The sequence below is a fragment of the Alteromonas abrolhosensis genome (assembly GCF_001953635.1).
Lineage (GTDB): Bacteria > Pseudomonadota > Gammaproteobacteria > Enterobacterales > Alteromonadaceae > Alteromonas > Alteromonas abrolhosensis.
In genome coordinates, this window is record NZ_MEJH01000003.1 from 195138 (window position 1) to 218403 (window position 23266).

General features: G+C 46.5%; 18 protein-coding genes. 8 read left to right on the top strand and 10 right to left on the bottom strand.

Going from position 1 to position 23266, the window contains the following annotated elements:
* Positions 1-31 precede the first annotated feature (31 nt).
* From BGK61_RS02960 to BGK61_RS02970, 3 genes are all read right to left on the bottom strand, one after another.
* On the bottom strand, positions 32-1495 hold the full coding sequence (locus BGK61_RS02960; RefSeq protein ID WP_076012925.1) for a potassium/proton antiporter: 1464 nt from the start codon (positions 1493-1495) through the stop codon (positions 32-34).
* A 171-nt stretch (positions 1496-1666) separates the two neighbouring features.
* A complete protein-coding gene (gene secD / locus BGK61_RS02965) occupies positions 1667-4234 on the bottom strand; it encodes a protein translocase subunit SecD (RefSeq protein ID WP_076026005.1) in 2568 nt (855 codons plus the stop codon).
* Between the two features lie 85 nt (positions 4235-4319).
* Positions 4320-4634, bottom strand: a complete 315-nt coding sequence (locus tag BGK61_RS02970; RefSeq protein WP_234349556.1) for a hypothetical protein — start codon at positions 4632-4634, stop codon at positions 4320-4322.
* A gap of 287 nt (positions 4635-4921) precedes the next feature.
* Between BGK61_RS02970 and BGK61_RS02975 the strand changes: the two genes are divergently transcribed.
* Genes BGK61_RS02975 through BGK61_RS02995 form a run of 5 tightly spaced genes read left to right on the top strand, consistent with a single transcriptional unit; the run spans position 4922 to position 14117 of the window.
* A complete protein-coding gene (locus BGK61_RS02975; protein ID WP_076026006.1) occupies positions 4922-8221 on the top strand; it encodes a transglutaminase family protein in 3300 nt (1099 codons plus the stop codon).
* 20 nt (positions 8222-8241) lie between these two features.
* On the top strand, positions 8242-10824 hold the full coding sequence (locus BGK61_RS02980) for a circularly permuted type 2 ATP-grasp protein (RefSeq protein WP_076012045.1): 2583 nt from the start codon (positions 8242-8244) through the stop codon (positions 10822-10824).
* On the top strand, positions 10821-11699 hold the full coding sequence (locus BGK61_RS02985) for a transglutaminase family protein (protein WP_076012044.1): 879 nt from the start codon (positions 10821-10823) through the stop codon (positions 11697-11699). The genes BGK61_RS02980 and BGK61_RS02985 overlap by 4 nt, the downstream gene beginning before the upstream one ends.
* A gap of 10 nt (positions 11700-11709) precedes the next feature.
* On the top strand, positions 11710-13185 hold the full coding sequence (locus BGK61_RS02990) for a circularly permuted type 2 ATP-grasp protein (RefSeq protein WP_014997409.1): 1476 nt from the start codon (positions 11710-11712) through the stop codon (positions 13183-13185).
* 11 nt (positions 13186-13196) lie between these two features.
* Positions 13197-14117 carry an alpha-E domain-containing protein gene (locus tag BGK61_RS02995; protein ID WP_014997408.1) on the top strand — a complete coding sequence of 307 codons (921 nt, stop codon included), beginning with the start codon at positions 13197-13199 and terminating at the stop codon, positions 14115-14117.
* Between the two features lie 160 nt (positions 14118-14277).
* On the opposite strand, the gene BGK61_RS03000 is transcribed toward BGK61_RS02995, so the two are convergent.
* Together BGK61_RS03000 and zapE are read right to left on the bottom strand one after the other, a co-directional pair.
* Entirely contained in the window at positions 14278-15000 is a 723-nt protein-coding gene (locus tag BGK61_RS03000) for a YebC/PmpR family DNA-binding transcriptional regulator (RefSeq protein WP_014997406.1), read from the bottom strand.
* A 334-nt stretch (positions 15001-15334) separates the two neighbouring features.
* Positions 15335-16432: a cell division protein ZapE gene (gene zapE, locus BGK61_RS03005; protein WP_076012043.1), complete on the bottom strand. Its 1098-nt coding sequence runs from the start codon at positions 16430-16432 to the stop codon at positions 15335-15337.
* Positions 16433-16687: 255 nt separating this feature from the next.
* Here zapE and BGK61_RS03010 point away from each other — a divergent pair, with 255 nt between their 5' ends.
* From BGK61_RS03010 to BGK61_RS03020, 3 genes are all read left to right on the top strand, one after another.
* Positions 16688-17122, top strand: a complete 435-nt coding sequence (locus BGK61_RS03010) for a ZapG family protein (RefSeq protein WP_014948358.1) — start codon at positions 16688-16690, stop codon at positions 17120-17122.
* An 88-nt stretch (positions 17123-17210) separates the two neighbouring features.
* Positions 17211-18572: a DegQ family serine endoprotease gene (locus BGK61_RS03015; RefSeq protein ID WP_076012046.1), complete on the top strand. Its 1362-nt coding sequence runs from the start codon at positions 17211-17213 to the stop codon at positions 18570-18572.
* A gap of 373 nt (positions 18573-18945) precedes the next feature.
* Entirely contained in the window at positions 18946-20016 is a 1071-nt protein-coding gene (locus BGK61_RS03020; protein ID WP_014997403.1) for a trypsin-like peptidase domain-containing protein, read from the top strand.
* Positions 20017-20136: 120 nt separating this feature from the next.
* On the opposite strand, the gene murA is transcribed toward BGK61_RS03020, so the two are convergent.
* The 5 genes from murA to mlaD all read right to left on the bottom strand — a co-directional run bounded on the left by murA (position 20137) and on the right by mlaD (position 23261).
* Positions 20137-21399, bottom strand: coding sequence for a UDP-N-acetylglucosamine 1-carboxyvinyltransferase (gene murA, locus BGK61_RS03025; RefSeq protein ID WP_014997402.1), 1263 nt, complete (start codon positions 21397-21399; stop codon positions 20137-20139).
* Between the two features lie 12 nt (positions 21400-21411).
* A complete protein-coding gene (locus BGK61_RS03030; protein ID WP_014997401.1) occupies positions 21412-21669 on the bottom strand; it encodes a BolA family protein in 258 nt (85 codons plus the stop codon).
* A gap of 29 nt (positions 21670-21698) precedes the next feature.
* Entirely contained in the window at positions 21699-22007 is a 309-nt protein-coding gene (locus BGK61_RS03035) for an STAS domain-containing protein (protein WP_014997400.1), read from the bottom strand.
* Positions 22004-22669 carry an MlaC/ttg2D family ABC transporter substrate-binding protein gene (locus BGK61_RS03040; protein ID WP_014997399.1) on the bottom strand — a complete coding sequence of 222 codons (666 nt, stop codon included), beginning with the start codon at positions 22667-22669 and terminating at the stop codon, positions 22004-22006. Before BGK61_RS03040 ends, BGK61_RS03035 begins: the two co-directional genes overlap by 4 nt.
* A gap of 118 nt (positions 22670-22787) precedes the next feature.
* Positions 22788-23261: an outer membrane lipid asymmetry maintenance protein MlaD gene (gene mlaD / locus BGK61_RS03045; protein ID WP_014997398.1), complete on the bottom strand. Its 474-nt coding sequence runs from the start codon at positions 23259-23261 to the stop codon at positions 22788-22790.
* Positions 23262-23266: the final 5 nt, after the last annotated feature.

Below are 23266 nucleotides of genomic sequence, written 5' to 3' on the forward strand. Positions count from 1 at the left end.
CATTCTACATGAAGTGCCCTACAATAGCACCCTATTCCTGCGCGCTATAAAAGCACTTCTCAACGGAGGTTTTGTCATTTAGTTTGGTGATTATAAAAATTTGATCCCCTATTTCTATTTTCGTACTGCCCTTTGGGATGAGGGTCTCATCCCCACGGGCAATCATCGCGACGACTGTGTTTTCAGGCAGAGCTAATTCACTAATGGTTTTATGTAGTGCCGGCGATAGCTTTGATACTTCAATTTCTATCAGTTCTCGCTTGCTCTTAGCGACTTTCACAATTTCCAGCGTGCTCGATTCTTTCACTTCATCTTCTAATACCAAGCCTAACTTACGCGCTGCATAGGGTAAGGTGGAACCTTGCAGCAGAGCTGAAATTAGCACGATAAAGAACACCACATTAAAAATAAGCTCAGCGTAAGCCATGCCAAATATCAGCGGGAAAATAGCTAAGATAATGGGCACTGAGCCGCGCAGTCCTACCCATGAAATAAGCAGCGAGGCTTTGAACGAGAACTTAGAGAGTAACAAAATAGGCATAACCACCAGCGGACGGGCGATAAAAATAAGCACGAATGCAATCAAAAGGCCTTCTTTCCAGTTTACGAAAAGTTCGGTAGGCGTTACCAACAAACCTAAAATAACGAACATAGCGATTTGTCCAAGCCACGCCAAGCCGTCGAGAAATACAAAGGTGTTACGTTGATACGCAAAGCGGCTATTACCCACTATTACGCCCGTTATGAAAGTAGCTAGGAAACCGCTGCCGTTTAAATTCGCAGCTAAACCGAAAGACAATACGCCAAACAGCATCACAAATACGGGGTACAAGCCGATGGCCATTAAGGTAACGCGCCTGAAAAGCCATACTGCAACACCGCCTACGGCCAGTCCGACCGCTGCCCCCACACCCATTTGACTGGCAAAGAGTGAGAGTAAATCAACGGGCTTAGTTGAGCTGTCTTGAATAAGCGTTATTAACCCTATAGTCAGAAATATGGCCATGGGATCGTTCGAGGCACTTTCCAGCTCTAGTGTGGACTTTATTTTAGCCGGAATGCGTATGCCTGCGTTGCGCAAAACGGAAAACACCGCCGCTGCATCCGTTGACCCCACGATAGCGCCAAGTAATAAGCCTTTGTAGAGCGGTAAATCGAGAATAACCATGGCTGCCACACCGGTAAGCACTGCGGTGCCAATCACACCGAAGGTAGCGAGTAATGCAGCGGGTTTCCATGATTGTACTATGGATTTCTTAGACGTTTGCAGGCCACCGTCAAACAGAATAAGTATTAAAGCGAATGTACCAATGGCATGTGCTGCATCGGCATTATCAAAAAAGATTCGCCCAATACCGTCTTCGCCAGCCAGCATGCCTACACCCAGGAATAAAACCAATACCGGCACGCCAAAACGGGGAGATAACTTGCTTGCCAACACACCAAGAATGGCAAGTACGGCACTGATTAAGATAACGTGATCAACTGCGAACATTCTACATTCCTTATCGCCCTTAATGCATACGCTTCAACGACGCGTATGCATATAAGATTCCTGTAAATACTGCTACCTTAAGGTACTTTTTTAAGGTACTTTCTTAAGGTACTTGCGCGCGACTTAAGTTCACGAAAGCCTTAAGGTATGAGGTTAAGGAATATTTGCCGCCTAAGGGATGTGCGACAACGACGCCTTAATCTCTTCTGAAGTGGGCTTTAACTGTGCTTTACCTTGTTTCTCTCTTCTGCTGCCCAATAAATACAACAGCGTAGAGGTGATAAACAAGGTTGATGACGTGCCAATCACGACAGCAAAAACCATAGGAACTGCAAAACTTTCTACTGCGTCCCCTCCAAAGATAGCCATTGGAAGCAGCGCTAGCAGCGTGGTAACGGAAGTAAATACCGTGCGGCTTAGCGTACTGTTTACTGCTTCATTAATGGTATCTGCCAATGGCTTGTTTGGGTCTAAACGCAATAACTCACGGATGCGATCAAGCACCACCACTTTATCGTTTATAGAATAACCGATTAGTGCCAACAATGCTGCGACAGCCGTTAAGTTAAATTCAATGCCCGTTAACGCGAAAAAGCCTATGGTTTTGGTTAAATCGAGTATAACGGTGAGCAGCGCTGCGCTCGCAAAATGCGCTTCAAAGCGAGCCCACAGATACACCAACATGCCGCCACCTGCGATAAGCAGTGCTAGAATAGATAGCTCGGCGAAGCCTCCGCTGACTTTGGGTCCAACTATATCAATTTTATCAAAGCTTACCTCGCTGTCGGCTTGCGAAATTGCACGCTTTAGTGCGTCAGTCTGCTTTGCGTTGCTATTTTCAAGCTCGCCACTGCTATCTAGAACAGGGGCTCGCAATAAATAGTGATGTTCACTGCCATATTCTTGAATTGCTATTTGATCAAAGCCATTGCTTTCAATCACACTCCTTAGCTCATCGGTAGTAAGGGTTGGTGCGGTCAACTCAATCATGGTGCCACCGGTAAAGTCGACGCCATAATGTAAGCCAGGCTTAGCAAACAAGCCAATTGAAAGCACTGTTAACACGACCGAAATAGCGAGTGCAATTTTACGTTTTGCCAGAAAATTAATACCGCTAAGCGTATCGCTTAACCGTAAAAGCGGCGATGAGAAGCGCAAAGGAAGGCGCTGCTGCGTGCGATCTCGCGCATTCTTTTGCTTCGACTTAACCACTCTTAGCATTAACATTTTAGTTAGAGCTACAGCAGTAAATACCGAGGACACCAGACCAAGGGCAATAGTAATCGCAAACCCTTTAATAGGGCCGCTACCAAACATAAACAACAAGCTTACCGCTATTAATGTGGTGAAGTTTGAATCTACAATAGTTGCGAACGCCTTATCGAAGCCCACTTCTATTGCACTGGCTGCCGGACGGCCTTTTTTACTTTCCTCACGAATACGTTCATTAATCAAAATGTTCGCGTCTACCGCCATGCCCATGGTCAGGATCAAACCTGCAATGCCCGGTAGTGTCAGCGTTGCGCCAAACAGGGTTAATGCGCCAAACACCAATGCCATATTGATACAAAGAGCAAAACTTGCGATAGCGCCCCACCTGCCGTAAATCGCCACCATGAATGCCAATACCAGTAACGCACCTGCCACGCCGCTTTCCACTCCGGTTTGAATTGCATCACTGCCTAAATCAGGCCCGACCGTGCGTTCTTCTATAATGGTAAGTGGCACAGGTAGTGCACCAGTGCGAAGCATTAATGCGGTGTTGCCCGCCTCGGGCAATGTAAAGTTACCGGTTATTTCACCACGACCACCTGGGATCACGCTATTAATAACGGGGGCTGTAACCACTTGGTCGTCAAGGACGATAGCAAGCACACGGCCGATGTTGTCACGTGTCATAGTGGCAAACTGCTTGGCACCTGCGCTGTCTAATCGGAACGTCACTACTGGCTGGCCATTTTCACTGCTTAAGACACCTGCCGCGTCAGTAATGTGCTCACCTTCTAGCGCCACTTTTTGCTCTAAGCGATAGGTATTACCCGCCGCATCTTGCTTATTCATTACCTGCTCAGACTGGCTGTTCGCGGCCCAGTGAAAGGTCATTTGTGCGGTAGTGCCCAATAATTTTTTAACTTGAGTGGGGTCAGACATACCCGGCATCTGAACTAAAATGGCGTCTTTACCTTGTAGCGTAACGCTAGGCTCAGTAAGCCCCGTTTCGTTCAAACGCTTTCGAACTACTTCAACACTTCGGCTTAACGTGTCTTTAACCAGTTGCTCGGTATATAGCTCGTTAAGCGTAAGGGTAACGGTGCTTTGCTTTATCTCTACATCAAGTGCGCTTGAACCATTTGGCTGAGCCGAAATTTGATATGCCGCGTCTTTAACCTTTCTCGCATCATCTGCACTACGCAAGGTAAAAACCACACTTCCAGAACGACTATCTTTGTGGACGAGTGAATGAGACGTTTTTGTATAGCGCACGTTTTCACTGCGCAATTCGCTAAGTAAGTCGCTCGAAAAGCTGTTGAGTTGCTTTTCAAACAATGCGTTGGTGTCTGCGGCTAATAACAGGTGCGAACCACCTTGCAAATCTAAGCCTAAAGATAGGGTGGAAGTGGTGTACCATGTAGGTAGTTGCTGTTTAATTGATTGTGGCAATATGTTGGGCGCAGCGCTCAGTAAACCGAGCATAACGATGAGCACATACACAAAGCCACGAAATGAAAATCGTGCCATTTTAAAATCCTGAATAATTTAATTTTTTGAAGCGCCTTAATATGCCGCTAAGCGAACGTGCTAGCGCATTAAGGCAAAAAAAGAATTAGCTCAGGGATAAAGGTGGGCCGCGAGAAGGTTGGCGGTAGTATTGGCGAGCACGGGGTACAACATTTGCCATACCCAAACACAGCACAATAGCCAGAAGAACAAACCCCAAGGTCAATTCAACAATTGCCTCAGGTCCATCGCCTTGATCGTCACTGTTTTCTAGCTTAGTGCCGGTAAACCGTAACGAATAGCTCTTGCCCGCGTAATTAAATTGGGCAAGTGGTGACTGCTGACTTACTTCAACTTCATTATTAATTTGACCACTTTGGAAGCTTGCACTGAGGATGAGGCACGAGAGTACCCATGCCATGAAAAGCGGCATGTAGGACGAAAACCCGTGGCGAAAGTTTAGTGCTCTCAAAGTAGTGAATTGTCTGTATGTGAAGGAAAAGTCGCGCTAAAAACACACGCTGTGTTAATGCGTTATATTGGGGCGAGTATACATTAACCAATATCATGAGTAACGAAATTACCGTTGAAGCACATAATTTTGGGGTTTTACATTTCTGCCCATCGCTTCTTCTTGTAAGTTTACTCACTTGGATATAAGGTGATTTTTTGTGCTGTTTGTATATCAATTGGCAATGGAGCCATAGCATGACAATCACTGTAGGGATCACACATCATACTGAATACCATTACGATAGAAGTATCAGTATGTCACCGCATACTTTCCGCCTTCGCCCTGCTCCGCATAGCCGAACACCGATAAAAAGTTACTCTTTAAAAGTCTATCCCGAGAATCACTTTATCAATTGGCAGCAAGACCCGTTTGGTAACTACCTTGCACGCGTAGTATTTCCTGAGAAGACTAAAAAGTTCTGGTTTACCGTAGACCTTGTTGCCGAACTGACAGTTATCAACCCTTTTGACTTCTTTTTAGAATCTTACGCTGAAACCTTTCCTTTTTCTTATGAAAAAAGGCTGGCGAGAGATTTAACACCCTATCTTGAGACAGAAGAAGCATCATCTTTGTTTCAGCAGTTAATTGACAATCAGCAGCCTAAAGAGCCTGTTGCTACCGTCGATTTCTTAGTGGGTGTAAACCGCGCGGTATACGACCTGATTGAATACGGTGTGCGCATGGAACCCGGAGTCCAAAGCATCGACGAGACTCTACAGAAAAAGGGCGGCTCGTGTCGTGACTCGGCTTGGCTATTGGTTCAGCTTTTTCGGCATTTAGGGCTGGCATCGCGATTTGTTTCGGGCTATCTGGTTCAATTGGCAAGCGATGAAAAGTCACTTGATGGGCCGAGCGGCCCGGAAAAAGACTTTACCGACCTGCACGCATGGTGTGAAGTTTACGTACCCGGTGCGGGATGGATTGGCCTTGACCCTACGTCTGGGCTTTTCGCGGGTGAAGGGCACATTCCATTGGCATGTACTCCTGAACCACTGTCGGCAGCGCCGGTTACCGGTGCCATCGATCAATGTGAATCGACGTTTAGCTTCTACAACAACGTACAACGATTGCACGAACCGCCTCGAGTAACCAAGCCTTACAGCGATGCCCAGTGGGCCGCTATCGATAGGCTTGGAGGCCAAATAGACAAGGACTTAGTTAATGCAGGAATAACCCTCACCATGGGCGGCGAACCTACGTTTATTTCCATTGATGATATGGAAAGCGAACAGTGGAATACCGCCGCCGACGGCAAGGAGAAACGCATTTTAGCGCACACGCTTTTCATGAAAATGGTGGAAAGCTTTAGTAATACTGGCTTTCGCCATTATGGACAAGGTAAGTGGTATCCAGGAGAGCCATTACCTCGCTGGCAATATGCCTGTTACTGGCGTAAAGACGGAACGCCTATCTGGCATGATCAAGCGCTACTTGCTGACAACAACGCCACTTACTCTTTCTCACAAAACGAGGCGCAAACATTTGCTACTCAACTAGCTACGGCGTTGGGTTTAAGTGAAAAGGTTGTCGTCACCGCTTATGAAGACGTGCTGTATCATTTATGGCAAGAGGGTAACCTGCCGCAAGACCCGTCACCCGACGCCCCAGAACTGCTTCACGCAATGACCCGCAAAGGCTTTTTAGCCAAACTGGAGCAGGGTTTAGATAAACCCGTGGGCTTTATTATTCCCCTCGCCTACGACACGGTTTTTGACGGATGGCAAAGTAGTGTATGGTCATTTAAACGAGGGCACTGCTTCTTATTACCGGGCGACTCTCCATTAGGTTATCGCCTGCCGTTGAGCAGCTTAGGCAGTCCGGATACGCTAGCTGAACGGGATCCGGCAGACATGACCGGCTCGCTCTCATCCCCAACGTCTCACAAAGGATATATTGGTGAAAAGTCAGTATTAACCGCCCTTTGTATAGAAGTGCGCGATGGAAAGTTATGCGTATTTATGCCGCCTGTAGGCCACTTTGAGCATTATGCGCTGCTGTTAAACGCTATTGAGTCCATCGCTGATAAACTTGATATTCCCGTGATATTAGAAGGCTATACCCCGCCCTACGACAGTCGCGTTGAAAAGTTTGCGGTTACCCCCGACCCCGGTGTTATCGAGGTCAACGTTCACCCTGCATCCGATTGGCATACTCTGGTAAAAAATACCCATGCCCTTTATGCCATGGCCAAGTCATGTCGACTAGGAACAGAAAAATTCATGCTTGATGGACGGCACGCCGGCACAGGAGGCGGAAATCACGTGACCATGGGTGGGCCGACACCGTTAGAGAGCCCGTTTTTAAAACGTCCAGACATTCTTCGAAGCTTTATTACCTATTGGCAGCATCACCCTGGGCTTTCCTATTTGTTTTCGAGCCTTTTCATCGGCCCGACTAGCCAAGCGCCTCGCGTCGATGAAGCTCGGGATGAAAGGCTTTACGAATTAGAAATTGCGTTCTCTCAAATTCCCGATGGCGAAGTTCCCTCACCTTGGTTAGTTGACCGCCTCCTTCGGCACTTGCTGACTGACCTGACAGGAAATACCCATCGTGCAGAGTTTTGTATCGATAAGCTATTCAACCCCGACTCACCCACCGGGCGATTGGGCATTGTAGAGTTTCGCGGTTTTGAAATGCCTCCCCACGCCAGAATGAGTTTGATGCAAATGCTTCTTCTGCGCACGCTGCTAGCGTGGTTTTGGAAACAACCATACAAGAAGAAACTGGTGCGATGGGGCACAGAGCTTCACGACCGCTTTATGCTGCCCCATTACGTTCGGCAAGACATTGCTGAGGTATGTAGCGACCTAAACGCAGCAGGTTTTCCCATTAAGCTTGAATGGTTCGATCCGTTTTTTGAGTTTCGATTCCCTCGCTGCGGTAGCCGTGAAGTCGGTCAAATTAAGCTAGACCTCTTTAGCGCTATAGAGCCTTGGCATGTACTGGGTGAAGAAGCGACAGGAAGCGGAACTGCGCGTTATGTTGACAGCTCCCTTGAACGCGTCCAGCTCACTGTTTCAAACATGCATACAGACCGATACATAGTGTCGTGTAACGGCCGCAGATTACCGTTAAAACCCACCAATATTCGCGGAGAACATGTAGCCGGAATTCGCTTTAGAGCATGGCACCCTGCATCGGCGCTTCACCCGACCATTGGCGTGCACGCGCCGTTGGTCTTTGACGTTTACGACAGCTGGGCGGGTCGCTCATTGGGCGGATTTACTTATCATGTCAGTCACCCGGGCGGGCGTAACTTCTCTACTATGCCGGTGAACGCTTTTGAGGCAGAAGGAAGGCGTATTGCCCGATTCTGGGATCACGGTCATACCCCGTCGGTGGCGTCACCTTCCATGCCTGAGTGGTCGCCTCACTTAGCAACACAGTATGTGGTTGACCATGAAGGTCACAGTGATTTTGATTTACCTTTGGAAGAAGCCGAGAATGAAGAATATCCAAATACGCTGGATTTGCGCCGGCCTCCTACACTATAGTTTAAGTGACAATCGATTTTATGAGTGAAGATTTCACCATGCCAGAATGGCTTAGCAGCTATATCAATTCGAGCACTGCTGCGGATGAGAGCAAACGTCTGCTCAATACGTTATTTTCTCGTTTGTCAGGCCTTAACAGTGACGAGGTCTCCTTTAGAGCAAATGAAATTCGTCGACTAATGCGAAACAGTGGTTTTGCAGATATTGACGAACGCCAAAATTGGCAGCTAGACCCCTTGCCGATGCTTATTTCAAGCCAAGATTGGGATGTAATCAGTCGCGGTATTGAACAGCGAGTCTTACTGCTTAATAAAGTGCTTTTAGACTTAAACACAGACAGGCAAACACTAACTAGCGGTGTTTTCTCCACCGGCCATTTAATGCGTCATCCCTACTATCTTGCCGAAAGTCACACACTTACCTCGTTGAATAACGGGCTATTCTTAAGTGCGTTCGACATTGCCCAAGATGTAAACGGTGAGTACTTCATGCTAAACGATCACTGCCAGTTCCCTCGCGGTCTTGGACTGCTGCTGGAAAACAGGATTGTGGCAAGAAGGGTGATGAGTGAGGAGTTTGCAGAATGTGGTGTGCAGCGAATAGCAGGCTTTTTCGAGCAGCTTCAGCATGCTATTGACCAAGAAACCGCGGCGATTAATGACCCGCGCATTGTCATTTTGTGCAGAGGTCCAGACGATCAGTATTATTCTGAGCAGGCATATCTTGCCACTTACATGGGCTACACGCTGGTGCGAAGTGCTGACTTAACGGTGAGGAAAGGACAAGTTTGGCTTAAAGCTTTAGACGGGTTGCGAAAAGTTGACGTAATTTTGCGTTGGATTGAAGACAGGTTTTTAGATTCACTGGAACAAGTTGACTATTCAGCTTTCGGAATCCCGGGTCTAATTCACGCAGTCCGTACTCAAAACGTGGTTTTGCTCAACCCGTTGGGCAATGGGGCTATTCAAATTCCTGCGATCAAAAACAATTTACATCGGGCCGCCGAGTTTTTTAATGGTGAACCTTTACTGCTTCGCCAGCAAGAAACCTTTCCTGCAGACAGCATTATGCAAAGCGATTGGCCTGGGTTTGAGTTGATGAGCTATGTCGACCCCGAACTCAAACTAGACGGTGATAAAGACGCTGACACCATCGCAAATACACTTCAAACGGTCGCATTACCCGACCTATTTTGGCGCAAAAAAGTAGAACTTTCACATACGCCGTTTTGGCACGATGCAGGGCTGGTAAGTAAACCCGTGATCATGCGTTGCTATGCGTTATATTCACAAGGGCAGGTTTTTATTCTCCCTTCAGCCATGTGTTTTACGCCCAAGGCGGCGCGCATCGATGGCAAAACCGAAATAAAAGATACGTGGGTAGAAACCATTGGCCCGCCTCAAGAGCGTGTGCCTTCTATTCCAAAATCACTTCAATCAGATGCAGATCTGGCGTTAGTTGAAGGGTTACTGCCTAGCAGAACGGCAGAAAATCTATTTTGGTTGGGCTGCGCGGTAGAGCGCAGTGAAAACGTGATCCGGTTGGTTAGGGTATTTATAGACAAATTTACTGAGCTTGCCATTTACCCCGATGAGGCGCACAAAAATGCCCTGCTTCGATTTAAAACCGGCTTAGAACAGCAGGCGTTAATTTACCCTTACCTTACACCAGATACACCAAATTTAGGCGATAGCGAAGTCGGTTTTAAAGAGCTGGTGATATCACTATTGAAAGACAACGCCTTCGCTGGTGGCCTTTACAGCAGCATTAATATGGTAGTGCAAAGTGCGCTGCAAGTGAGGGAGCTTCTTTCTTATGACAGCTTGCGCATTATTGAAAGCCTAGAAGAGGAACATCACGAATTTAGCACCATTACCGAGCAGACGCCGACGCACAGATTACAAAGTACGCTGGATAAATTAATTGGGCTTACCATGGCATTTAACGGCTCTATTCAAGACAGCCTGTCTAAGAGTAATGGCGCGTTTATGATAGAAATTGGTCGTCGGTTAGAGCGCAGCAAACAGCTTGTATCTATGGTGCAAAATTTGCTGCAATTTCCGCTTCCTGAAGCTGAGCAACAAAACGTGCTGGAAATCGTGTTGGTGGCGCAAGTGAGCGCGATTACACATAGGCGCCGATACCGTGCATTCCAAAGTATCGAAACGGGATTAGAGCTTTTGCTTCTGGATGCCGAATATCCACGCTCATTAGCCCATCAAATTCAAAAAATAACCGAGCTTTGCGAAAGTTTACCGGTAAGTGCCAAGCCCGGCTTTTTAAGTACCACAGAGAAAATTCTGTTGCAGTTAAAAGCAAGCTTCGCGCTGGCAGACAGACAGACCTTGAACATCAACACAAACCAGACACCATCGGGTTTAGTGTCTTTGCTAAAAAGCGTGACATCACAACTTCAGAAGTTCAGTGAAATGATGCAAACCCAGTACTTTAGCCACACTAAGCCTGCGTCACAGCTGCATTGGTCTGGCATTGGCACCGCGTCTGTACAGATCGTTGAAAAACCGATAGATGAGAAAGCGACAGCTCCGTTAGCCAGTGCGCCTGATGCCAGTAGTCCGAATGAAAGTGAGGTGAAAAAATGAAGTACACCATTCGTCACGTCACTACTTACAAGTATTCCAACAAGGTGAGCCTGACACAAAATCACGCCCGCCTAATACCGCTAAACACCTTCAATCAAAAAAGGATTAGCGCCAGTGTCACTATTGTGCCTGAACCTGACTATCAGGCAGAGTTTAGAGACTACTTTGACAACACGGTAACAGTGTTTGAAATACCCACCCTGCATGAAGAAATGCAGGTTATCGCAACCAGTGAGGTAGAAATTCAAGGTGCGCCGTTACAAGGTTTGTTTGCTCACAATACGCAGTGGGAAAACGTGAGAGATCAAATCCGCTACCCGGTGGATCAGAGCATGTTGGCAGCACAGTTTTTCAGTATTCCCACCCGCCTTACTCAGGCCAATAAAGCGATTTTAGATTATACCTTGGCGTCGTTTACGCCTAACCGCCCCATTGTGGAGTCGTGCGACGACTTAATGAACCGCATTTTTAACGATTTTACCTTTGACCCATCCTTTTCGACGATTAATACCCCAGTAAGCCATGTGTTTGAGCACAAGCGGGGCGTATGTCAGGACTATGCCCACCTAACGCTTACTTGCTTACGCAGTATTGGTTTGGCGGCGCGCTATGTAAGTGGATATATCGAAACGATTCCACCACCGGGTCAGGAAAAGCTTACTGGTGCAGACGCCACCCACGCTTGGGTTGCGCTTTTTGTACCGGGCTCTGGTTGGATTGATTACGATCCGACCAACAATTTGAAACCCTACGACCAGCACGTTACGTTAGCTGTCGGACGAGATTTTGCAGATATCACACCGCTTAAAGGCATTATGTTTGGTGGTGGAAATCAGGTTTTAGACGTTTCAGTGGATATGAATCGCGGACAATAAGGAGCGTAGTTTGAGTAGCCAAAAACAAAGTCAGACGATGTCGAAAGCTGTGAGTCTGGAACACTGCAATTTTTCCGAGTTTTACGATGAACTGATAGATAAAAATGGAAAACCCCGCCCTCACGGTGCGCCGTTAATGGATTATTTGTCGCAACTAAGTGAAGAAGAACTTAAGAACGCGCAAGATGCCGCCGAGTTGGTGGTGAAAGAAATGGGTATTACCTTTACGGTTTATGGTGAAGGAAGCTCAATAGACCGTGCGTGGCCCATTGATATCATTCCTCGTATTATTCCAAATAAAGAATGGCAACGCGTAGAAGAAGGGCTTAAGCAGCGCGTAAAAGCCCTTAATATGTTCATCGACGACCTTTATCACGATCAGAAGATTATTAAAGATGGCGTTTTTCCTAAAGCGCTTCTCGACAAGTCCGTGAACTTTCGAAAGCAGTGTGTAGGTGTTTCTCCGCCAAACGGCATCTGGGCACATATCTGCGGCTCTGATCTAGTGCGTGATAGCGACGGCACGATTTACGTACTGGAAGACAACCTGCGCGTCCCCTCTGGCGTATCTTACATGTTGGAAAACCGTTCGGTGCTAAAGCGTGTCTTTCCAGACATGTTCGAGAAAATGGATATTCTTCCGGTAAACGACTATCCCTCACAGCTGTTCGATATGCTGTCGAGTCTATCACCACGTCCTCAGGATAAACCTGAAGTAGTGGTGCTTACACCCGGTATCTACAACTCTGCCTACTTTGAACACTGCTATCTTGCTCAGGAAATGGGTTGTGAGCTAGTAGAAGGTCGAGACCTAACCGTAGAAAAAGACGACTGCGTCTACATGAAGACGATTAAAGGCCTACGCAGGGTCGACGTTATCTACCGCCGTATTGACGATATGTTTTTAGACCCAGAAGCATTCAACCCAGATTCGATGCTGGGCGTGCCCGGGCTAATGCGAGCGTGGAGTAAAGGCAAGGTAACACTGGTTAATGCGCCGGGGGCTGGCGTGGCAGACGATAAAGTGGTGTACACCTATGTACCCGACATGATTCGCTATTATTTGGATGAAGAAATTAAGCTGCCTAACGTCGAAACCTACCGGTGTTACGAGCCCGAAGACTTCAAATATGTGGAAGCCAACATCGACAAGCTTGTGATCAAACCTGCCAATGAGTCGGGAGGCTATGGCTTGCTAATCGGTCCGAAATCAACCAAAAAGCAGCAGCAAGAAACCCTTGCTCAAATAAAAGCGGATCCGAGAAACTGGATAGCACAGCCAACTTTGAATTTATCTACTGTTCCTACTATCGATGGCAATGTGATTGAAGGGCGACATGTGGATCTTCGACCTTTCATTCTTTCATCAGGTACTCACACCTACGTAACAACGGGAGGCCTCACCCGGGTTGCCCTTGTTAAAGGTTCCCTCGTGGTCAATTCATCACAAGGCGGTGGTAGTAAAGATACTTGGATTGTGGATTAGGAGGGACTGACATGTTATCACGAGTTGCTGAAACGCTTTATTGGACGGCGCGCTACGTTGAAAGAGCTGAAAACCTCGCCCGCCTGATTAATGTAAACAACCTCCTGCTGATGGACTTACCCAAAGGGTTTTCGCCAGGCTGGGAGCCATTGCTAGACATAACGGGAAATCGCGAGCCATTTGAAGCCATTTATACTGAATACAGCGAGAAGAACGTCGTAAAGTTTCTGACTGTAGACACCCGCAACCCTTCTTCCATATTGAACTCGCTTCAATTTGCTAGAGATAACGCGCGCACAATCAGAGACGTTATTCCAAGAGAAGTGTGGGAAACGCTGAACGCACTTCACTTATCGGTAAAAGAGAACAGTACAAGCTTTCTAAGTAAACGCGGGCGCTTTGCAAGTTTAAAGCAGGTAATCAACCAGTGTTTACTGATGTTTGGAACCATGGATGCCAGCATGAGCCACGACGAAGGCTATTTCTTCTGGCGCTTTGGTGCGGCATTAGAAAGGGCTGATATGACATCAAGGATAATTGATGTTCGCTCTTCTACTCTTACCGAAGACATGAGCGACCTGCCTTTTGAAAACATCTTGTGGATGAGTGTACTTCGAAGCCTGAGCGGCTACCAAATGTATCGCCAAAAAATGGGCGTTCGCATACGTCCGGGCGACGTGTTGTTATTCATGCTACACAGTAAAGAGTTTCCGCGAAGTGTGTTGTTCTGCTTGAACAAATTAAAGAGCTTGTTCCTCAACTTGCCCGACAACGAGGCAATGATAGAGCGTATTGATCACAGCATTAACGATTTGGAAAAGCAGCCTGTTGCGTCACTTCGAGGTCGGGCTCTGCACAACTACATTGATGAACTACAAATTGATTTTGCCGATATTCATCAACAACTAGCTGAACAGTATTTCTTGCATTAGTAAGCATTCAACGCCAAAAGCTGGGCATATTAAGCGCGAACGCTAAAAAAATTGGTGTACGGTTTAGGCTTTGTATATTACTCGTCAACACAGAGATTATAAGCATAAAAAAACCCTCGAGTTATCGAGGGTTTTTAGTATCAATCTAACGAAAGAACAATTAGTTCGGCGTAATTGCGTTATGGTAAACGTCTTGTACGTCGTCGCAGTCGTTTAGCATGTCCATGAATTTTTCAAACATCGGCATGTCTTCTTCGCTTATCTCAGTTTCAGTCTGAGGTATCCAGCTCATTTCTTCTGCAATAAAGCTAATGTCTGGGTAAGCTTCAGTAAGTGCTGTTTTTACTTGATAGAATTCAGTGTGCGGTGCGTATACCGTCACTTTGCCGTCTTCAACTTCAACGTCAGTTACGTCTACGTCTGCTTCCATTAGCACTTCTAAGATGGCGTCTTCGTCGTCACCTTCAAATTGGAAAACAGCTTGGTGATCGAACATGTGCGATACCGCACCCTGTGCGCCAAGTTTTGCGTTGGTTTTAGTGAAGCAGTTACGTACTTCAGTGATAGTACGGTTTGCATTGTCAGACAAGCAGTCAACAATTACCATGCAGTTACCTGGGCCAAAGCCTTCGTAGCGCATAGGCTGGAAGTCTTCACCTGCACCGCCAGCGGCTTTATCAATGGCTTTTTCAATAACGTGGCTTGGTACCTGGTCCTTCTTTGCTTTTTCCATTAGGCGGCGAAGCGAAAGGTTAGTGTCTGGGTCGGCACCACCATTTTTCGCACACACGTAAATTTCTTTACCGTATTTAGAATAAACTTTAGTTTTTTGGCCGGCAGTTTTTGCCATGGCGTTTTTACGAACTTCGAATGCTCTTCCCATCTTAAAATTCTCTTTCTCGCAATTTGAAATGCTGCGTTGGGTTTTATCGGGCTACTATTTGCCTGACCATTGAACCAGGCTGCATCGCTCTGCCTTACTTGGCAGCCTTGCCGAACGCGACGTTTCTATAAATGGTCGAACGCGACAGTGCTGAAAATTGCCAAGCGAAACATTGCCAAAAATAACGGCTGGCTAAGCGACACAAAAAATTTGGGCGAAATTCTACCTTAATTTTCATGTAATACCAATGTGAACGCCCCTAGAAAGGCGACAGGTTGGTAGCTTTCACATTTTCATTGAGTTCAAAATGTACTCTGACCCCATATATTTATGCTTACGGCAAGTGTTCGGTTGCCAGATAATCGTGGGACTGCATTTCCTTTAAGCGGCTAAGGCAACGCTTAAATTCAAAGTTAAGTAGTCCTTCAGTATACAAGCTTTCCAGCGCTACTTCTGCCGATATGATTAACTTTACATTTCGCTCGTAAAACTCATCTACCATGGCAATAAATCGGCGCGCCACATCGTCATTATGCTGGCCCATTTCCTTAACGTTGGCTAAAAGAACGGAGTGGTAACAACGGCTTAACTCGATATAGTCGCTCTGGCTACGGGGTCCGCCACACAACGCGTTAAATTCGATCATTAATACGCCGTCAGCGTTTCTAAGGGTGGCAATCTTGCGGTTATTAACCTCAATGTCTTCGCCTTTAGAACCTTCCTCTGGCGCTAGCTGCGAAAAGTAGCTATGTAAGTTTTCCGTGGCTTCATCATCAAGGGGATAGTGATAAATTTCAGCTTGCTCTAACGTTCTAAGACGATAATCAATACCACTATCAACATTTACCACACGAGTATTCTGATTTAGTAGATCGATGGCAGGTAAGAACCGCGCACGCTGCAATCCGTTTTTATATAAATCGTCAGGTACTATGTTCGAAGTCGCCACCAGCACGATGCCGTGACCAAATAGCTCTTCCATTAACGTGCCTAAAATCATGGCATCCGTAATATCAGACACAAAAAACTCGTCAAAACATATTACCCGCGCCTCTTTTGCTAACTTAGCGGCTACCAGCTTTAGGGGGTCTTGTGCGTTTTTAAGCTGCTTTAGTTCATCGTGTACACGGTACATAAAGCGGTGAAAATGTACGCGCATTTTCTTTTCGAATGGCAAACAGTCGTAGAATGTATCTACCAAATAGGTTTTGCCTCGCCCTACCCCGCCGTGAAAGTAAATGCCCTGAATGCCAGGCTTTGCGTGGCCTTTTCCAAACGCTGCTTTTAACTTTACCCGCCACGTCGTTTTCTTTTCAGGCTGGGTAAGTTCATCAAACAAACGTTGAAGTTCTTTTACTGCATTTTCTTGCGCCGCATCGTAATGAAAGTCAGACGACTGAAGATCTAGCTGATATTTTTCCCATGGCGTCATCGCCGAAACCACTCCGTACAAAAGTCAATAGCGGCGCTTGCTGCACCGACCTGCTTGAATTTCTCAATTATGACCTTAATTTTAATGGAAATCACGGTAGAATCTCACATTGAAATTCGACATACACCGAATAAATGTCACGATGTATGCGCTTTTCGGGTTCGACCTTGCTATATTCAGCGTATGGTCGAAAGCAGCTTTTAGATCGTAGAAGTAAAGGTCGGCTGCAAGATGTAGATTGATTCGGAGAATATAATGGAATTGTTAGTATCTCTTGCTTTGTTAGTAGTTGGGTTAATTATTGGCTTTTTCGCAGGTCGCTTTTTTCAACAAAAGCAAGGCGCAGGCAATACTGCACAGACTGAGAAGCAAGTTAAGGAGATCCTCGCACAGCAGGCACAACACCACATTCATCAAACTCGTCAAAGCTTAGAGAGCATTGAAAGCCAGTGCGAAACCTTAAAGCAACAAATTGAAGAGTATGAATTGCTGCTTGAGCAAGGCAGCGATGATGACAGCAAAGTTCCTTTTTATGGGGAACAAGCAACTACGTATTTACGTAACAACCTAAAAGGGTCTGACAAATCGAGAGTTCAGCGTGTATCTGACACACAGCCAAGAGACTTCGCAAACTCAGGTTCTGGGCTGTTCGTCGGCGGATCTGATAAGAATACCGCAGAAAAACAGTAACATCGGGAACTTTATCACGACCTCGGACTCTTTTAGTGAAACCATGCTATGTCGCATATAACATGAAGGAGTGTAAGCGAACATGAAAATGTCTTTCCGCCATTGTCTATTGGCGTCTGCCGTTGTTGTAAGTTCATTGGGCTTTACTGCTAGCACACAGGCGGCGTTACCGTTCTTTTCTGATAAGAAAGATGAAGTTCCCTCGTTAGCCCCTATGCTTGAAGAAGCTACCCCCGCGGTAGTAAGCATTGCGGTAGAAGGAACGCAAACCTCTACGCAGCGTGTACCAGAGATGTTTCGCTACTTCTTCGGTGCTCCGCAAGAACAGGTTCAAGAGCGCCCTTTCCGAGGTCTTGGTTCTGGTGTCATCATAGATGCCGATAAAGGTTATGTCGTTACCAACAACCACGTTGTTGATAATGCAGATGAAATCACTGTTAAGTTAACTGACGGTCGCGAGTTTAAGGCGAAAAAGCTAGGTTCAGATGAGCAAAGCGATATCGCGCTACTTAAAATTGAACCTGATGACCTAAAGGCCTTACCCTTAGCTAATTCTGACGCCCTGCGCGTTGGTGATTTCGTAGTAGCCATTGGCAACCCATTCGGTCTATCACAAACCGTTACCTCAGGTATCGTTAGTGCTTTAGGTCGCTCTGGTTTAAACATTGGTGGTTACGAAGACTTCATTCAAACTGACGCGGCAATTAACCGAGGTAACTCAGGTGGCGCATTGGTCAACCTTCGCGGGGAACTGGTTGGTATTAATACAGCCATTTTCGGCCCGAACGGCGGCAACGTCGGCATTGGCTTTGCTATTCCTGCCAATATGATGAAAAGCCTTGTGGATCAAATTGCAGAATTTGGTGAAGTTCGCCGTGGCTTATTGGGTATTTTAGGTAGCGACATAGACGCAGGTCTTGCCGAAGCTATGAACGCGGAGGTAAATATTGGCGCCTTTGTGAGTGAAGTGCAGCCAGAGTCTGCGGCAGAAAAAGGCGGCCTACAAGCCGGTGATATCATTACTGCCATTAACGGTCGTAAACTGCATAGCTTCCAAGAACTACGCGCAAAAATTGCGAGTATGGGAGCCGGCGCTGAAGTTGAACTTACCGTTATGCGCAAAGGCAAGAAAATGAATGTTGAGGTTGTATTAGACGACGCAACAGATACCACGGTAACTGCAGCTCAAATTCACCCTGCTCTTGAAGGTGCAACGCTTGCTAACGGTACAGACAACGCTGGTAATGCCGGTGTGGTAGTGTCGGATATTGAGCGCGGCGCACCTGCAGCGCGAATTGGCCTTCAGCCTGAAGACGTGATTATTGGTGTTAACCGGGTACGCACATCAACGGTTGCAGAGTTTAGAAATGCACTAGACGAAGCGAAAGGCGTTATTGCACTTAACGTGAAACGCGGTAACTCAACGCTTTACTTGGTTATCAGGCAGTAGCATTTAAACCAAGGAATACCTCTCTCTTGGCATTTTATAGTTTGAGCAGAGGGTTAACTTTAAAACGGCGCCACGTGAGCGCCGTTTTGTTTTCTAGGGTATAGATTTTAACTCTCGCTGGGTGGGTATTGATCTATGCGGACTGGAATTAAGACTACCTAAAGTCAAAAGTTCTATGAGCAAGCTGAGAAAGAAAAAAGCTTGCTATTCAAGTTGCACAAAAATTACTTTTCATTACGGTAGTTTATTGAATAAAGTGATATCCTTTAACGTAAGAATGATAATTTAAGAATGTTGCGCTTTAAGATTGTGAAGTAGTGCTGTTTTTGCGGCACATATAAGTAAGTGCGACGGACAACAAAAAGTGTGACTTGTGACTGGCCGCTCAATATTTAACTTCATACTAAAATCTGTATTTCTTGGCGTAGCTGTTGCTGCACTTCTATTAGTTTTCCTTCCCGATCTTCGTCAAGGTAAAGGCCTTACGCAAGGGTTCTTTAACTCACCCTCGGTAAGCGCCAGCCGCGAAAGCTATTTTACGGCGTTAAGTCGCTCTGCACCTGCGGTTGTAAATATCTATAGCGTAAGTATTGAAAACGGCTCAGGGCTATTTAGAAATCAATCTCGTGGACGCACTAACCTTGGTTCAGGCGTTATCATGACAGAAAACGGCTACTTGCTTACCTGCCACCACGTTGTCGCCGATGCCGACAGCATTTACGTAGCGGTACAAGACGGGCGCATTTTAGAGGCGCAAATTGTGGGTACCGACCCCCTTACAGACCTTGCCGTATTAAAGGTTACAGCCGACAACCTGCATATTATTCCTCAGGTTGCCGAACCTGATACCCATGTGGGCGATGTGGTTATGGCTATCGGGAATCCCTTCGATTTAGGGCAGACCATTACCCAAGGCATAGTGAGCAGGGCGGGACGAAACGGCCTATCGAACTATGTCGACTTCATCCAGACCGATGCAGTATTAAACCAGGGTAATTCCGGCGGCGCACTTGTAGATAGCAATGGTATTTTACTCGGCATTACCAATGCTAATTTTCAGGTGTTAGATTCTAATAATCGCGCACGTAACGTGGACGGTATTAACTTTGCTGTACCATACGAACTGGCTAAGCGAGTCATGGATGAAATTATCAGCAATGGACGAGTTGTCCGTGGACAGCTTGGCTTTGTAGGTGGTGAGAATCGCAATCGCCCTGGCATAGATGTGTCGGCAGTCGCGAAAGGCAGCCCTGCCGATATCGCGGGAATTCGACCTGGCGATATCATAGTAGCCATTGACGGAGTACGCCTGGAAAGCGCCTCTAAAACACTGGATATGATTGCCGAGACCGAGCCCGGTACAGAGCTTGAAATTGAACTTAGCCGCGACGGCCGCTCAATTACTATTACAGCAACTGTGGCTGAACTTCGCGCTGGCCAATAAGTCTACCTAGCAATAGGGGAAGGCATTGATTGTAAACGCATAAAGCACGAATTGAAGACATAAAAAAAGCGCCAAATAGGCTATCTATTTGGCGCTTTTTTATGAGCGTAAAGCCTCGAGTTATTCTTTTACTCGTTCGATGATGGCACCTAGGCCACCTAACTTCTCTTCAATAGCTTCATAACCACGGTCTAGGTGATATATACGGTTTACGTGAGTCTCGCCTTCTGCAATTAAGCCGGCTATTACCAAGCTTGCCGACGCACGAAGATCAGTTGCCATTACCGGCGCACCTTTAAGACTCGAGCTGCCTTTCGATACCGCTGAATTCGCTTCTAATGCGATTTCCGCGCCCATGCGCTGTAACTCAGGCACGTGCATAAAGCGGTTCTCAAAAATGGTTTCTGTGATTACACCTGTACCTTCGGCAACACAGTTTAGGGTAACAAACTGCGCCTGCATATCCGTGGGGAATGCTGGGTGAGGTGCGGTTTTAACACGCACTGCTTGCGGCTTGCGCCCTTCCATGTCTAGCTCAATCCAGTCTTCACCTGTGGTGATTTTGGCACCGGCTTGTTCTAGCTTGTCTAGCACAGCATCTAATGTATCTGGCGCAGCATGAGTACAGCGTATTTTGCCGCCTGTTACCGCGGCAGCTACCAAGAAAGTTCCCGTTTCTATGCGGTCAGGCAATACTGCATAGTCGCACCCGTTTAAGGTTTCTACGCCTTCAATGGTAATTTTATCGCTTCCAGCACCAGTGATTTTCGCACCCATCTGAATAAGACAGTTTGCCAAATCAACAATTTCAGGTTCGCGTGCCGCATTTTCTAAGATAGTGGTGCCGTCAGCCAAAGCCGCCGCCATGAGTAGATTCTCAGTTGCTCCTACACTCACCATATCCATAAAGATGCGCGCACCTTTCAGGCGGCCATCAACTTCAGCACGGATGTAGCCTTCATCGACTTCAATCTTTGCGCCCATCTTTTCAAGGCCCGTCAAATGAAGGTTTACTGGACGGGCACCGATGGCACAACCGCCAGGTAAAGACACGTTTGCTTTGCCTTGTTTAGCTAGCAACGGCCCAAGCACCAGGATAGATGCACGCATAGTACGTACTAACTCATAAGACGCTGTAACGCTTTGCAGTGTGCTGGCATCAATAACAATATCGTTAGGCGCCGGTAGCGCAACTTCTACACCCAACTCGCGCAGCAGCGCCGTGGTTGTATTGATGTCTCGAAGACGAGGAACGTTGGTATAACGACAAGGTGAATCGGTAAGTAGGCTTGTCATCAACAATGGCAGCGCCGCGTTTTTAGCACCAGAGATACGCACTGTACCGTTAAGCGCAGGGCTCTTTTTAATTACGAGTTTATCCACGTGTTACGCCTATTATTGAGGGATATTAAACTGGCGCTCACGCTCCCAGTCTTTTACTGAAAACGTCTTGATAGTAATTGCATGCATGCTGCCGTCTGCAATTTTATCAGCCAAAGGCGCGTATACCGCTTGCTGGCGCTTTACTCGGCTCATTTCGCTAAACGCATCGCTTACCGCAATGATATTATAATGCGACCCTTCGCCCTTTACGTGGACTTCATGAAGGTCTAGCGCATCTTTCAAGATTTTTTCAATTTCAGACAATTCCATAACTTACTTCTTAATTCGCTAACGGGTGTTTATTCTACGGGTAAAAAGCTATCTGCGTCGCTTATTTTCGCAAGCTTGCGCAGCTTCTCAGGCATTTTATATAGCGTCATGCTAACACCATTTTGCTTTGCATCCCTAACAGCATTAATAAGCCAAGCTAAACCTGCGCTATCTGCACGCTCTACATCGCTTAAATCAACAAGGCACCTTTTATTGCTGACCAAGGTGCTACGCTCGTTTCCGTTTAAACTTTCCCAGAAATTTTTAGACAGGGTATCACGGTCGAGGTGACCGTGAACTACAACATTACCCTTGTCGTTTACCTCGAATAGGCTCACTCAGCCTCTCCTTCGATTTTAATTGGCTCACCTTGCTTCAGCTCTACCGGCTTACCAATTTTGTCGCGCATTAATGCTATAACCGCATCAATACCATCTTGACGAAGGATCGATTCAAATTCGCTACGCTTGCTGTTCAGCATACTAATACCTTCAGCAACCATGTCGTAAGCTTTCCACTCGTTCGTTTTATTGTCTTTGCGAACTTTAAAAGCAATTTTGATTTCAGGACGGCTAGGATCTTGAACCACTGCGCGAACGGTTACCGATTTCTTATCATCAAACGATGATTCAGGCTCAAAAACGACTTCTTGATTGTCGTAATACCCCATTGCTACGGCGTAGGTAGTAACTAGGTACTGGCGAAATACACTGATGTATTCACCCATTTTTTCTTGAGGAACTGATTTAAAATGTTTACCTAGCACCATAAACGCTGCGAATTTATAGTCGATATGAGGTACCAACTCTTCTTCCATGATGGTGCGTAGCATCTCAGGATCTTCTTTAATCGCCGCTTGATTCGCTTTGATGCGCTCGAACGTGCGATTCGCCACGTCTTGAACCAGCTCATATGGGTTCTGTTCGTTAACTTCTTGTGCGTTCGCTATGCCCGCTACAGACATCATAAAGATGCCAATTGCTACCATAAACTTTTTCAAAATCACTCTCCTAACTTAAAACTCTATTTAGCAGACCTGATGACAACCCGATTAGTTTCATCACGCCGCTGGAATAAATTAACAACTATGTTGAATACGGGTAGACGCCATACCGCGATTAATTCTCGTCACTTCCGCGATTAAATAAGAACTGCCCAATAAGGTCTTCAAGAACCAATGCAGACTTAGTGTCTTGTAGGTAGTCACCGTCTTGTAAATTGGCAACACCGTCAAAAGAGAACCCAGGCTGGAAGCCAACGTATTGCTCACCCAGCAATCCAGACGTCAAAATAGACACTGAGCTAGTCTCAGGGAAACCGTTGTATTCATTTAAAATTGACAGTTCTACTACTGGCGTAAAATCTTCTGGGTCAAGGGTAATTGACGACACGCGACCAACCGTAACACCCCCTACTTTTACTGCCGATCTCGGCTTTAAGCCGCCAATATTGTCAAACTTAGCGTATAACGTGTAGGTATCGCCTTCGGTCGCTACCGTTTGATTTGCTACTTTAAGTGCCAATAACAACAACGCACCTATAGTAAGCGTGACAAACACACCAACCATTACTTCCGTTTTATACTTATTCATTCCAA